This is a genomic window from Taibaiella helva, assembly GCF_003545695.1.
GTDB lineage: Bacteria > Bacteroidota > Bacteroidia > Chitinophagales > Chitinophagaceae > Taibaiella > Taibaiella helva.
Genome location: NZ_QUZZ01000002.1, coordinates 338,235 through 352,652, shown reverse-complemented (window position 1 = coordinate 352,652; position 14,418 = coordinate 338,235). Strand labels below are relative to the sequence as shown.

The window sequence follows — 14,418 nt, the reverse complement described above, 5'->3', positions numbered from 1 at the left end:
CTGTTAAAATCCTTTAAAGCCGGGCACACCGGCGCTATTGCCGGCGACGCTTGAAAATGGCGCCGGTATTCTTGATGTATTCCAGGAACTCGTATTCGGTCCAGGCCTTCACCTGGTCATACCGGGGCCGGTACACCCTGCGGTACAGCTCCATATCAGTGGTGTCGATACCGGTAACTTTGCCGATCAGCTTGGCATTGAAGACGAAGTCGACATATTTTTCCTTTTCAAAGTAATCAAACCGTTTCTGGAAAGCCCAAATCTGGCGATTCCTTTTGCTCAGGGCATCGAAGGGATGCTGGATTACGTCCAGCCCGTCCAGGGTATAATGCTCGATCGCCCATTTGTAGGTCTCCCTTTTTTCCAGGCTGTCGGTATGAAAGTTGCTGCCCCTTATCTCTACTTCGTCCAGGTCGAAGGCGCCTTCTCTCATGGCCACATTGTAGTAGGGCAGCTGATCCGATTCGATGCGTATGCGGGCGATCTTGTAGCCGATGCGCCTGAATTCGACCAGGTGTCCCTTTTCCACATTCAACACGAAGTTGCCGGAACTGTCGGTGGTAATGCCCACCTCGGTATAAGTATTAACGATATTGACATTAGGCAGGGGTTGGTTGGTCTTAAAGTCATAGACTTTTCCTCTCATGACCAAAGCCAGCGCGGGACTGCTGAAGCAAACGAAAAGGATACCCAGGAGCGGCAGGAAACGGGGGACGGCGAACATAAGAGGCTAAGGTACAAATTAGATAAAAGCCCCGTTGCTATTTTTTTGTGAATGCAGGACTTATAAAACGGTTATACGCATAGCTTCAAATCGATGCGTTAGCGGACCAGGGTCACGTCCCCTTTTTTCTCCAGCCGCGCTCCCCATGGATTTTTGTAGCGGACAAGGTAGAAGTAGCTGCCGATATCACTTTCTGCCCCTTTATAAGTACCGTCCCATCCTTTATCGATATCGTTGGTATAGAAGATACGCTCTCCATAGCGGTTGAATACGGCCAGGTTCTCCAGCTGGATATTGACGCCACTTATCTTAAAAATATCGTTACGGCCGTCGCCGTTAGGGGTAAAAGAATTAGGCACAAAGAGCAGGTAGCTCATGTCTCTTATCTCCACGCATTTTGTAACGGTATCCGCACAGCCCCAGCTGTCTTTTGCCTCCAACCTGAAGCAAACTTCGCCATCCCGGCTGATGGGATAGATATAGTCTGTGGCATTGGACAACCAGGTGTAGGTCGTATCGTACCAGGTAAAAGCCGTCGCGTCTTTGCTGTTATTGACCAGTTGTATCTGCCGATCGTCGAGCGTAGGCGCAGCCGGGTCAAAGAAAAAGTCGGCTACAGGATGGACAACATGAACTGTAAACGGAATGGTGTCGTTGTAGCCGCAGCTGTTCCGTTTTATGATGGTATAAGTCGTGGTTAGCCGGGGAGCAAAACGGATCAGGGAGCTGTCGGCATTGATGATAACGCTTCCCATGGGGCTGATACTGAAGTTCGGATGCTCTGTCTGAGGGGCATCCAGTGTATCGCCCAGGCAAACGACACTGTCTGTGGGCAGATAGAAGGCGGGATTGACCACGGGAGAGAGAAAGCTTTCTACCATACAGGGTAGCCCCAGTGTGGAAAATGTACCTGGCATCAAGGCAGCAGCATTAGCAGTATAACCACAGGCAAGGCCCGCAGCATTGGGGTTCTGGATCACATCCAGTCCTGCAATGCTGGGGGTTACGGCCACGTACATTTTACCGTCAGGGCCGTTCTGAAGCGCCCACAGGCCCATGCTGCTGCTACCGATCAATGTCCTGCTCGCAATAATGGCCGCCGCACTGCCGGCAGTCAGATCATACTGGAACACCTTGCTTTGCGGGTATGCATTAACACTGACATAAAACTTACTGTTATCCGGAGAGAAAGAACAACCATAAGGCCCGTCGAAAGGCGAATCAATTGTTGTAAAAAGATCGGTAATCGGATTGCTGACAACCCCGGTAGCAGCATTAAAATCGAACAGCTCCATTGTATTCCGCGTTACATAAGTTACCATACCCAGCTTCGCACCATTGGCCGAAAATTTCATATAGCCGATGGCCTCTGACGTACTGGAAGAGAAAGGAGTTCCCGGTGCAGACCCCACTTTGCTTTTTACCGGCGGCGCAAAGCCTGCAGCCGTCAGCTTGAAGGCATAAAAGCTATCGCAGCTCCAGCGATGTCCTACCACCCAATAAGCAGTTTTGTCGCAGTTGCTGGTAACAGCGATCTTTTCTGTCGACGAATCGATCAGGACATTGTTCACGGATACCAGGTCGCCATTGCCACCGTTCAGGCTAAGGTCGACCACGCTATAGCACATTGCGGCACCCGCAGCGGGAGAAGCCCCGCCCACCTGGGCAGGGGTAGTTACAATATAATAAATGGAGCTGTTACCGGGTAAGGGAACAATGACACCGCTTTGCGTGCTGGATGGATCTCCGTTAAGTGGAGTCGACACACTGCCGGGCATCGGTGTATGGGTTCTGTCCCATACCGTGATCCCATCCGTATAAAGCAAAAGCTGCCCTGTGGCAGGATCTGCAATGCTGGCACAGCCTTCGTTAGTATTTAAGGCTCCGGAAAGCGGCGCCGGCGGCGATGCATTGAAATCAAGTCCGGCTCCCTGGCCGAAATACCAGATGTTACCTTGTTTTTGTGCACAGACACTTTGCCAAAGACAGCAAATGCCCCAGAAGAGCAGTATTCTTTTCATGGTTCAGGTTTGGATAGGCGGGGTATAAATATAGACAATGTTCTGCTATTCTCCAACCTCACCATGAATCCCATCATGATCCCTACCCTTCCGGGATCAGGCAGAAATTCGGGGGGATTACAGTAAGGTGTACGGAATGAGGTTCTGAGGACTCCAATCATTACGTAAGGACAAGGTAGCACAGTCCGGGCCACAGCACTGCTTGATCCTGTAGCTGTCCATGCTCTATAAAGCTCCGTAGGAGCAAAACCAGGGTTGCTGAGATGAATATATATCCAGCCGCCGTTCAGGCCGCTACACGTCCCGACCGGCTTGATCCCCCTTTGCAGGTATGGATCATTCATCAAAAGCAAGGCTGCTCCCGGGGAACAGGAGCAGCCTTGCTTTTTAAACGATCGTTATGTGCGAGCTATTTTTACTCGCCGCCGCTAAATACGGAACGGATGTACTCAGCGTTCAGGCGACGGATATTCTGTACGGAAATACCTTTAGGGCATTCGGCCTCACAGGCCTGCGTATTGGTACAGCTGCCAAAGCCTTCCTTATCCATTTGCTCTACCATGTTTACCACACGGGTCTTGCGTTCTACATCACCCTGAGGCAACAGCGCCAGGTGCGATACTTTGGCAGAAAGGAACAGCATAGCTGAGGAGTTCTTGCAAGCGGCAACGCAAGCGCCGCAACCGATACAGGCTGCTGCTGCAAAGGATTCATCTGCCTTATGCTTATCGACGGGCAGATTGTTTGCATCCTGCGCATTGCCGGTATCGACAGAGATATAACCACCGGCCTGGATAATGCGATCGAAAGCGCGGCGATCTACCATAAGGTCCTTGATCACCGGGAAGGCTTTTGCACGCCAGGGTTCTACGACGATGGTATCCCCGTCTTTATAGGCACGCATATGCAGCTGGCAGGTTGTGGTCTGGTGCCATGGACCATGCGGCTGACCGTTGATGTGCATAGAACAGGCGCCGCAGATCCCTTCGCGGCAATCGTGATCGAATGTGATCGGTTCCTTGCCTTCATTGATCAGCTGCTCATTCAGCACGTCAAACATTTCCAGGAACGACATCTCCGAAGAGATATCCTTTACCTGGTAGGTTTCAAAACCACCTTGAGCCTGTGCATTCTGCTGACGCCATACTTTAAGGGTCAGGTTCATATTGTAATGTTCCATCGCTGAAAATTAAATTGATCAGTTATAACAACGGCCGCAGCCGCAGGTTTTCTTATTGTTCTACTTTTCCTCTTCGCTGAACGTGACAAAGGATTTGATCCCCATGCCTATGATCGGCAGCTTGATGAAGCGATCGTGCAGCGAGGCGATACGCATATACATAGCCGCGCCGAACATCTTACCGCAAATGGTAAACTTACCGGCTCCCAGGTCCTTCACTTTCTCCAGACTCACAATGAAGTTGTGGTTCACCACAATGTTCTTATCTGTCAGGTTTACCCGGATCACGTTACCCACCTGCTCCTTTTTCATCCGGATATAGATCGGCGCCGTCAGTATATTCTTAAACTCGTCGTCCAGCTCTTCATAGATATTCAGGCGATAAAGAATCTCTTCGTGTGTGCAGCTCCCTACATTGATCTGTACGCTGTCGATAAAGGTTTTCCGCTTCTTCACCTTCATCAGGGTGCCTATCTCCGTCAGCGTGTCTACCTTTACCACTACGCCTTTTTTCTTCTTTTCATAGATAAAAGGAAAAGGCAGACCATCTTTTTCTTTTCCGGCACAGGCAACATCGTTACCCAGCTGTGCCGTCGTCAGCTTCGCGGGCCTGACAACAACCTCTTTAAGCTCGTTCGCTTTTTTCTTCAGGTAGATCTTCTGTCCGCCGGCCTTCAGCGCGCTTTCCAATGCCGATGCCTTTACGGCATAATCTTCATAACCGATCAGGGTCACCATTACCGTTTTGTCCCCGTTGCCGGTCGCATCGATCCTGAAGTGCCCCTGCTCATCCGAATTGGTGCCCAGTTCGGTGCCTATAAGGCCGATGTTGGCATAAGCCACCGGTTGCTTGTCGTCGCTGTCCAGCAATTGCCCCTCGAGCTGCTGCGCCAGAACGGCTGAAGTGGGCAACAGCCAAAGAACCAGCAGCAATATCCGGGATCTTATCATGACAGCGCTTAAAGCTTATTTGTAAGAACGTTGTGTCGGGTGCATGATCTCGTAGTTCAGCGGTTCCTTATGCATTTCCCACTGGTTGTTGCCTTTGGATTCCCATGCGGCTACATACATAAAGGCCTCATCGTTACGCTTGGCCTCGCCGTCCTCGGTCTGCGATTCCTCGCGGAAGTGACCGCCGCAGCTTTCTTCACGTTCCAGGGCATCCATGCACATCAGCTCGCCCAGCTCCATAAAGTCCGCTACGCGGTTAGCTTTGTCCAGCTCGGTATTCATACCGTCGGCGCTGCCGGGAATCCTTACATTTTTCCAGAACTCTTCGCGCAGGGCACGGATCTCGCTGATGGCTTCACGCAGTCCCTGTGCATTACGGGCCATGCCGCACTTATCCCACATGATCTTGCCCAGGCGCTTGTGCAGGCTTTCCACCGACTCAGTGCCTTTAATGCTCATCAGCCGGGCGATGCGGTCGGCTACTTCTTTCTCGGCTTTCACAAACTCGGGATGATCGGTCGGAATGGCTTTGGTCCTGATCTCATCGGCCAGGTAGTTGCCGATGGTGTAGGGGATCACGAAATAGCCATCGGCCAGCCCCTGCATCAAGGCAGACGCACCGAGACGGTTAGCGCCGTGATCGCTGAAGTTGGCTTCACCCAGGGCATACAGCCCGGGCACCGTTGTCATCAGCTCATAGTCCACCCATATGCCGCCCATTGTGTAGTGCACCGCAGGGTATATACGCATGGGCGTTTCGTAAGGGTTTTCGCCGGTGATTTTTTCGTACATATCGAAAAGGTTACCGTATTTTTCTTTCACCACTTCCTTACCCAGCTTGATTACCAGGTCTATCTGCGGGTTGTGGTTGCCTTGCTTGTTGCACTCTATTCTGCCGTAGCGCTCGATCGCAGCGGCATAGTCGAGGTAAACGGCCTGACGGCTGGAACCCACGCCATAGCCGGCATCGCAGCGCTCTTTGGCGGCGCGGCTGGCCACGTCGCGGGGTACCAGGTTACCGAAAGCAGGGTACCTTCTTTCCAGGTAGTAGTCCCTTTCCTCTTCGGGTATATCAGTAGCCTTGCGGGTATCGTTCTGTTTTTTGGGTACCCAGATACGGCCATCGTTACGCAGTGACTCCGACATCAGGGTCAGCTTGCTCTGGTGGTCGCCCGATACGGGGATGCAGGTCGGGTGGATCTGTGTAAAGCAGGGGTTGCCGAAATAAGCGCCTTTCTTGTGGGCTTTCCAGGCGGCGGTTACGTTGCTGCCCATAGCGTTTGTAGAAAGATAGAACACGTTGCCATAGCCACCGCTGCACAGCAGCACGGCATGACCGAAATGGCGTTCCAGCTTACCGGATACCAGGTCGCGGGCAATGATGCCGCGGGCTTTATCGTCGATCTTAACAATGTCGAGCATCTCGTGACGGTCGTACATGGTCACGTTGCCCAGGGCAATCTGGCGTTCCAGGGCCTGGTAAGCGCCGATCAGCAGCTGCTGGCCGGTCTGACCTGCGGCATAGAAGGTGCGTTGTACCTGCGTACCGCCGAAGGAACGGTTGCTGAGCAGGCCGCCGTATTCCCTTGCAAAAGGTACGCCCTGCGCTACGCACTGGTCGATAATGTTGGCGCTGACTTCGGCCAGGCGGTAAACGTTGGCCTCACGGGCGCGGTAATCGCCTCCTTTGATCGTATCGTAAAAAAGACGGAATGTAGAATCCCCGTCATTCTGATAATTCTTTGCTGCATTGATACCGCCCTGTGCTGCGATGGAGTGCGCACGACGGGCAGAATCCTGGAAGCAGAATGCTTTTACCTTGTATCCCATCTCGCCCAGGGAGGCGGCCGCAGAAGCGCCGGCCAGGCCGGTACCGATCACGATCACCTCGATGCTGCGCTTATTGGCAGGGTTCACGAGCTTACAGGTGTTCTTATAGTTGATCCATTTCTGGGCCATTTCGCCCGCAGGTATTTTTGAATTAAGTGGCATTGTTGCTACGTATATTTTTTAATTCAGAACTATAATGCTGTTTGAAGACGGAAGCCTGGCTCCGCCGGTCGTTCAGGCTTAAGCCAGCCAGCCCATGTAAAAGGAAAGGGGCATGAGGATAAAGATCAGCGGAACGATAACAGCAAAGGCCATACCCATACCGTTGATGATCTTCTTATATTTCTTTGTGCTGAGGCCTACGGTCTGGAAAGCGCTCCAGAAGCCATGCATCAGGTGAAAAGACAGGGATATGCAGCCCAGGATATACACGATCACCACCCAGGGTTTGCTGAATACCAGCTTCATTTTGGCGTAGGCATCGATCTCGCCGTTGCCCATAAACTGGGAGGCACGATTGGGTATCCAGAAATGGTACCAATGCAGAACGAAGAACAGGAGAATAAGGGTGCCCAGTAGGCCCATAGAGCGGCTATACCATTTGCTGCTTTTGTTACCGGGCGTCTTGGCATAGCCGATAGGACGTTTGGCTCGGTTTTCGAAAGTGAGCAGCAGGCCCTGGATGATATGGGCAAAAATACCCACAGTAAGGCCGATCTCCAGGATACGGACGACAGGATTGGTTCCCATAAAATGGGCGGCCTCGGTAAACTTCACACCACCATCGTTGAAAAAGATCAACGCATTGACATAACAATGCACCACCAAAAAGGAAATGAGGAACAGACCGGTAAAGCCCATAACAAGTTTTTTACCGATCGACGAAGTAAAAGCGTGTTTCCAATTCATAATGTAAGTGGAGAAAAATTGAATTGTAATTTTTTTGTCATTTTTTCGGGTGCAAAGTTAATACCCAAAAACAAGAAATACTAACTATTTTTTTAAATCGTATATCACTATTCAAGCAGCAAACAACAGCTGGCAGCGGCTTTGGCAAGCTAGTTGTCAACCGGCGGCGGTGCAGCATAGCTATTATTGTACCGGCTTCCGCGGTAAAAATGACTGCCTGAATTGCTTCTGCTTATAGACAATCTTCTGAACTGCTCTTCGATCTGCCGGTCTATTGCCGGCGCTGTAGCTGCCAGCTTTTTGTCCGAAAGCTGCATGAGATAGGTGTACCCTTCTACCGGCTTCCCTTTCGGCTGCTGCACGCTGCTGATGGCGAGCTTCCAGTCGTTGGACCGCTTTTGCTTGTACTTATAAAAATAGCTGGTGATAGTTTTCCCTTTCTGCACGACAGGTGCATGATCCAATGGCACCAGGCTGTCCAGCATATTTCCGAAGGAAGCGTACAGCTGCCCCTCGGCCACAGCTTCCGGCCGACGGTACTGCCTGGGGAAAAGTCGTTCCTGTCCTGCAGCGCGCAGCTGTGACCAGAGCTCATTGCGATATTCTTTTTCCCCGGCCAGCGCGGTCCATATGCTGTCGGCAACCGGCTGCTTCTGCTTCAGCAGTGCCAGCGCAGTATTAAGCCTTATCTGCCGGTTATTCAGCGACAGCAGCTTCCCGAAGAACTTCGGGAGGTTGGGATTTTTATTGTAGAAGGGCGCCAGCAGCGTTACATAGGTCGACATATCGGTAGCGCCATAGGCATCGGCCTGCCTTCCCCTGCTGTAAACCCGTTCGAGGCTATAGCCTGATGCATCCTCCTCATCGTGCCCCTGCATGTTTTCTGAAGCGTACTGCAGCTTCTTCAAAGCGATTTTAGCATCGAAATAAATATTGCCGGCAAAATCATCATATACTTCCGGCTTGATATAATTGCTGTCGAGCAGCGAGGCCAGCAGCGACCTTACCGGTGCTTTAAAGTCCTCAGCTACCGTAAGGTTAAGGATATCGGGGAAGAGACCGGCAGCCAGCTTCAGGCTATCGCTGTACACGCTAAACAGGTCGGCATATTCGTAGGATTCATCGAACGCCGGAGGGTCACGGAGGATAAGCTCCCTGAACAGGGCCGTAGCAGCAGGCATGGCCTGGGTAGCCATGGCCTTGAGCACACTATTCTGGAAAAGTGTGGTATCGCCGGCCGCCAGGTAGAGCGTCTTCAGGCGGGCTGTGATCAAAGGTTTTGTACTGCTATCGCTTATTGTCCCCAGCTCTGTGATCAGCTTCGTCTTTACGTCATAATAATCCTTCTCTTTAGACTGCAGCTTATCCAGGGCGGTCAGCAGTTGCGGATAACCCTCCTTACCGAAATAGACCGAAGGCAGGGCAACCCTGGCTTTTTTGCTGCGCAATGTATCGCTGCTGTAATAATCTTTGAAGAAGAGCTCCTGTTTGTTCTTGTAGAGACTCCCCGGTGTAGTGCGGCCGCTCATGGTCAGGGTTCCGTAGAAGCTGCCGAGGAAGGAGCTTACAGGTAGCGTGCTGTCGCGCATGGTCGTTGCCGTGACCATATCCATATCCTTCTGAAGGATCAGCTTGCGGATCAGCCGGGTGCTACCGGTATCGGCCCATTCCAGCATCCAGGCCTGCACGCCGGGCCCGCGATCAAGCCGATGCTTATTCCTGAGCACCAGGCTGCTGTCGGGATAAAACTGGTCGTTCCAGAAAGCAGCGCTGTCTTTAACATAGAAATAAGGCGGGAACTCATAGTGATTGACCACGATCACTTCGCCGGTCTCCTCGGAAACGAAGTTGGCATAATGTGCTTCGGGCCGGTTGTCGTAGGTCACTTCCTTCTTCAGCAAGGGTTCCTTTTGCTTTACATACTGCATCATATCCATGATGTCGGGATCGAATACCGGCTTGATACAGGTGCTGACCGAAAAGCGGAAAGCCGTATCGCTGAAGGCCTGTGGTTCCGGATACCGGAAGGGAGCAAAGGCAAAGGAATTGAAAAAAGCCGTTGCCTTGCGCTCCTTATTCCTGCTCCGGTGTACGAGCAGGTAATATTGCGGGCCAAACAGCACCGCACGGGCCTGTATATAGTCGCCGTCCTTTGCCCTGAAAGCAAGGTCTCTTACCGGGCGCCCTTTAACGGTGGAAAGATGGCTTACCTTACGGTTGTCGCCCCACTTGTCACTGCTGCTGAAGCTCTCAGCCATCAGCATCAAGTCGAAAGTATCGGGCTCAATAAAATCGAAGCTGTAAATGCTTTTCCTCATTACCGCATACTGATCGCCTGTGCTGCGGTCGACCGCTTCGTACTTCCATTCCGGCAGCCCGTCGTCGCCATTACTGTTGAAAAAAGTGCGGGGCAGCTCCGGCAGGTCGATGCTGAATCCACCTGATGGCGGCGAATAGCGATGCCAGCTACCGGCTTCCGTTTTCAGCGCAATGGAGCCGAAAAACGCTTCAGCTTCCTTACCGTTGACATAATCGCCTTTGCCGCCCATCTTAAAAATAAAGAGCTCGGAAGGTGTCGCCAGCAGCTGGTAATGCTGCAGATCACCTTTACGGGTCCGGTTGCGGATGTCGATTCCCGGGTAGCCGTTTTTAGTAATCGCAGTATTGGACAATATAGTTCCCGGGATGTTTTCGTAGAGCAGGCTGTCGACGATCTTCAGCACACGCTGCGGGCTATAGCCGTTAAACAGCATATTGGTCTTGATACGGGTAATAAGGTAGTAGGCGCCGTTGCCCATATCGGCATAGTGCTTCAGCGACATGCTGCGGCTATCGATATCGTTCAGCTGACCGGGCACCGATACGCTGTACATGCTGTCGGCAGCATATTGCCGCACAAACTGCACAGGCACAGTAAGCGAATCGATATAATGTTTTTGCGAAGCATCCCGGTCCTGCATGAGTATAGGGCGTAAGGTATAGCCTTTCTTCCTCAGCAGCTCAATGACACCTCTTTTGCCCGGCAGATGCGCAGCGCCGACGCCTACAAACAGGCTTTGGCGCTTCATGATGCTGTCCATCGAGGCCGCCTGCATTTCATTGCGCCGGTACAGGAATTTTTCCGTAAAGCTTTCTGCATATTCCGAGACCTTATTAAGCGAATCGAGCAGGTCCAGGTCGCCCCTGCGGTAGGCATCCTGCAGGCTTTGCCCGATCTCATAGGCATTAAGCTCTTCGTTGTTCTTTTTAGTGTCCTTTTCCGCCGCGGCATCTACCATGGCTTCCATCATCATGCGCTGTGAACCCATAAAAGTCTCCACACCTGCTGTCTGCTTGCCCAGCTTCTTACCGGTCTGGTAAATGTACAGGTCAAGATAAGTGTCTTCCTGGAAATTGTCCATCCGGCTTTCGTTGCGGTACAACAATGCATCGTTTATGGCCGGCTCAAAGCGCAGGGATGCCAGCAAGGGCTCGAGGAAGTCGCCTTCGGCAAAGGACTGCTCTTTCAGGTAATCGGTATAGTAGGTGGCGTTGTAGTATTTATAAAGCTCTCCCTGCTTGTTCATGCGGGGCAGCTCGCTTTGCCACTGCTCGGGATTAAGCTCGATGGCCACTACATCGGCGCTGCGGATGGCGGCATAAAAGCTATCGCTCAGGTGAAACACCATTTTGTTGCTGATATGCATAGTGCCGAACAGATATGACGGCTTCCGGAGCCCGTTACCGGTAATTTCCCAAAGCAGGCTTTTGTACGACTGGGCCGGTAATGTAACTACGGAAAAACAAAAAAGCAACCCGATACCAACCGCACGAAAAAAAGAAGAAAAAGACATAGATGATAAAAGGCTGAAACAGCCCTGGAGTTTATGCAAAATTAACACATTAAAATCCATTTTAACGCCGGGCAGGCGCCAATCCGTCATTTTTATCCCGGCTTGGGTGCCACTGTTCATTTTTAGTATTTCCTTATCATCTTCCCGGGAAATACAGCTGTTAGTTTACAATTCTTTAGAGCTTGGCCCTAAAGAAATTCCAAAGTTAGCTGGCCGAACTTCGTACGCTGCACCGCCCCTGATCTTCCTTCCGATCTACGCTTTTTTAAACCAAACTCCAATGCTGCTATGTTATTTAAACGTCTACAACTTCCCGTCTTAACGGTATGCTTCTTCCTGGCCGGCGCGGCGCTCAAAGCCGGCGCCCAGCAACCCGTGCTGCAATATTCATCCGCCATAACGGGCTTGAGCGACCCTATGGATATCGTTCATGCCGGGGATGGCAGCAACCGCCTGTTCGTGGTACAGCGCAGCGGCACCATCCGTGTGTACAATGCCAGCCTGGGCTATGTCCGCGACTTCCTTACCGTGACCGGCATCGGCACTGCTGGAGAAGGCGGCCTGCTCAGCCTGGCCTTTCATCCTGCTTATGGCACCAATGGCTATCTTTTCGTTTATTACACCCTGCCCAGCCTGGATCTTGAGCTGGCGCGCTACCAGGTGAGCGCCAACCCGGATAGTGTTGACGTTGCCTCCAAACAGATCGTCCTCACCATTCCGCACCCTACCAACAGCAATCATAATGGCGGTCGCCTGCTCTTCGGGCAGGACGGCTATCTCTACCTGGGTACGGGCGACGGCGGCGGCGCCGGCGATGTGCCCAACAATGCCCAGAACGGGACCGTGCTGCTGGGCAAGATGCTGCGGCTCAATGTAACGACCACGGCTACAGCGCCCTTTTATACCATTCCGCCCGGCAATCCGTATACCAGCGATCCCAATGTGAGCGATGAAATATGGAACCTGGGTTTACGCAATCCCTTCCGCTGGAGCTTTGACCGCAGCACCGGCGATATGTGGATCGCCGATGTAGGGCAAGGCGCCTATGAAGAGGTCGATTTTCTTCCGGCGGCAACCACCGGCGGGCACAACCTGGGATGGCGGTGCTACGAAGGCAATACGGCTTACAATACCACCGGCTGCCTGGCGGCTTCGGCCTATACGGCGCCCATATTCGTATATGGCCATAATAATGTAACCGGCGGCTCTTCCATTACCGGCGGGCATGTATACCGGGGGACGGAATATCCCGCAATGGCCGGCACCTACATCTGCGCCGATTACATATCGGGCAACCAATGGACGATAAGGCCCAACGGCAGCGGGGGCTGGAGCGTGTATCAGCAGAATTCCGCGACATTTCCCGGCGGCCTGGTCGCCTTCGGCGAGGCGGAGAACGGCACACTGTACGCGGTTTCGCTAAACAACAATACGGTGTACAAGGTCGAGCTGGCGAGCGTATTGCCTTTAACCCTGCGCTTCTTCACCGGCACTTACCAGAACAGCAGGGCAACGCTTAAGTGGGAAACAGCCATGGAGCAGACCCTGGACCGTTTCGAGGTAGAGTATAGCCGGGATGGCCAGCAGTATACCTTTGCCGGCTCGGTTAAAGCAGAGAACAAACCTTCCGGCTATAGCTTCGGGCATTTCCTGCCTGCAAACGGCCGCCTGTTTTACCGGCTGAAGATGATCGACCGGGACGGCAGCCACCGCTTCTCCGACATCCTGACCCTGAATGCCGGCGCTGCGGCTGATGCGCTTATCTATCCGACGGTGATCAAAGACGGTTGGCTGCACCTCTCGCTGCCGGCAGGCATGAACCGGGTACACGTTACTGCGATGAACGGCGCCGTAGTGCTGCAGCAGCGCCTGGACGGGAACCAGGGGCAGCAGCGCCTCTCGCTGGGCGGTCTGGCCCGGGGCATGTATATTGTACGACTGGAGGGCACTGGTGTACGGCAGAAGATCGTGCTGGATTAGCAGCGCTTACCGGTAAAAATACCGCTGTATACCCAGGCTGAACACCGGATACAGGCGGGCATAGGAAATGCCCATAGAGCTGAAGGTCGCAGAGAGATCGATCCGCAGGTTAGACTTGAGGATCACCTGCACGCCGGGGCTGACATCGACATAGTACCCTTTTTGTAAAGCGGTCGGATAACGCGACTGGTCGAGATAATACTCATTGGGCTGTCCGACAAACAGGTCCACCTTTGCCGCCTGGAAAGCCTTGCCATGGAGCTCCAGGTAGAGGTTTACGTTCACCTGGTCGTAGCTGGAATATTTTCGCGGCAGCAACAGGTAACCAAAGGACAGGCTATAGCTGAGCGCCTTCCCGTACTGCACCCTGACCGGGACATCGGGCAGGGTCTCTATCGGATCGGGCGAAGCACCTTCATACACTGCAGGGAAGATCGCACCGGCGGTAAGCGAAACGGCGAATTTATTTTTAAGGTAAGTTGTGATCAGTCCCGCGCCCAAGCCTTTGTTATCGCCCATTTCAAGATCGGGTTCTGTTTCATGATGGGTGGTGTTCACATAAGTGCCTTCGCCATAGGCAGCCATACGGAAATGGGTATTTTCGCCGTCCAGCGAAAGGAAACGGTATTTGGCATACAGGTGCACGCCGTTGAATTTATAAGGATAGTGTGCCCCGCGCTCGGGCGTATTGTGAAAGGGAAATTCGACAGGCATTTTTCTGCCATGGTGATTGGATGCAATACCGGTAAGATACACCGACAAGCGGGGCGTAAGTCCATACATCAGCCGCAGGGAGGTCATGTTGCGCAGCTGGTTTACTTCATTATAGGCCTCAGTGTAAAAACGCACACCCAGGGCGCCCTTGGGCATATTGCTGGCCGGTTCGCTGAGCGGGAACAGTTCCTGAGCGCTCACAGGAAGAATACAGCAAGCAAGCAATATGGTCAGCAGGCATTTCACGGTAAGGAAAAAGATATTTTCAAAACAAAG

At 52.6% G+C, this 14,418-nt stretch carries 10 protein-coding genes; 2 read left to right on the top strand and 8 right to left on the bottom strand.

The window, feature by feature from the left end; genetic code table 11:
* Positions 1-34: 34 nt before the first annotated feature.
* The 7 genes from DZC79_RS04260 to DZC79_RS04230 form a co-directional block, all read right to left on the bottom strand.
* Positions 35-724, bottom strand: coding sequence for a carboxypeptidase-like regulatory domain-containing protein (locus tag DZC79_RS04260; RefSeq protein ID WP_118950314.1), 690 nt, complete (start codon positions 722-724; stop codon positions 35-37).
* Positions 725-822: 98 nt separating this feature from the next.
* Positions 823-2,745: a gliding motility-associated C-terminal domain-containing protein gene (locus DZC79_RS04255; RefSeq protein ID WP_118950313.1), complete on the bottom strand. Its 1,923-nt coding sequence runs from the start codon at positions 2,743-2,745 to the stop codon at positions 823-825.
* A 415-nt stretch (positions 2,746-3,160) separates the two neighbouring features.
* Positions 3,161-3,925, bottom strand: a complete 765-nt coding sequence (locus DZC79_RS04250) for a succinate dehydrogenase/fumarate reductase iron-sulfur subunit (protein ID WP_118950312.1) — start codon at positions 3,923-3,925, stop codon at positions 3,161-3,163.
* A 60-nt stretch (positions 3,926-3,985) separates the two neighbouring features.
* Entirely contained in the window at positions 3,986-4,876 is an 891-nt protein-coding gene (locus tag DZC79_RS04245; RefSeq protein WP_118950311.1) for a carboxypeptidase-like regulatory domain-containing protein, read from the bottom strand.
* Between the two features lie 15 nt (positions 4,877-4,891).
* Positions 4,892-6,868 carry a fumarate reductase/succinate dehydrogenase flavoprotein subunit gene (locus tag DZC79_RS04240; protein WP_118950310.1) on the bottom strand — a complete coding sequence of 659 codons (1,977 nt, stop codon included), beginning with the start codon at positions 6,866-6,868 and terminating at the stop codon, positions 4,892-4,894.
* A 78-nt stretch (positions 6,869-6,946) separates the two neighbouring features.
* Positions 6,947-7,615 (bottom strand): succinate dehydrogenase cytochrome b subunit, encoded by a 669-nt coding sequence (locus DZC79_RS04235; protein ID WP_118950309.1) that lies wholly within the window; start codon positions 7,613-7,615, stop codon positions 6,947-6,949.
* A gap of 149 nt (positions 7,616-7,764) precedes the next feature.
* On the bottom strand, positions 7,765-11,448 hold the full coding sequence (locus tag DZC79_RS04230; protein WP_157976914.1) for a TraB/GumN family protein: 3,684 nt from the start codon (positions 11,446-11,448) through the stop codon (positions 7,765-7,767).
* Between DZC79_RS04230 and DZC79_RS21445 the strand changes: the two genes are divergently transcribed.
* Positions 11,363-11,770 (top strand): hypothetical protein, encoded by a 408-nt coding sequence (locus DZC79_RS21445; RefSeq protein ID WP_198666794.1) that lies wholly within the window; start codon positions 11,363-11,365, stop codon positions 11,768-11,770. The genes DZC79_RS04230 and DZC79_RS21445 overlap by 86 nt on opposite strands.
* Positions 11,737-13,428, top strand: coding sequence for a PQQ-dependent sugar dehydrogenase (locus DZC79_RS04225; RefSeq protein WP_118950307.1), 1,692 nt, complete (start codon positions 11,737-11,739; stop codon positions 13,426-13,428). The genes DZC79_RS21445 and DZC79_RS04225 overlap by 34 nt, the downstream gene beginning before the upstream one ends.
* Before the next feature lie 6 nt (positions 13,429-13,434).
* On the opposite strand, the gene DZC79_RS04220 is transcribed toward DZC79_RS04225, so the two are convergent.
* Positions 13,435-14,388, bottom strand: coding sequence for a hypothetical protein (locus DZC79_RS04220; RefSeq protein ID WP_118950306.1), 954 nt, complete (start codon positions 14,386-14,388; stop codon positions 13,435-13,437).
* Between the last annotated feature and the right edge of the window lie 30 nt (positions 14,389-14,418).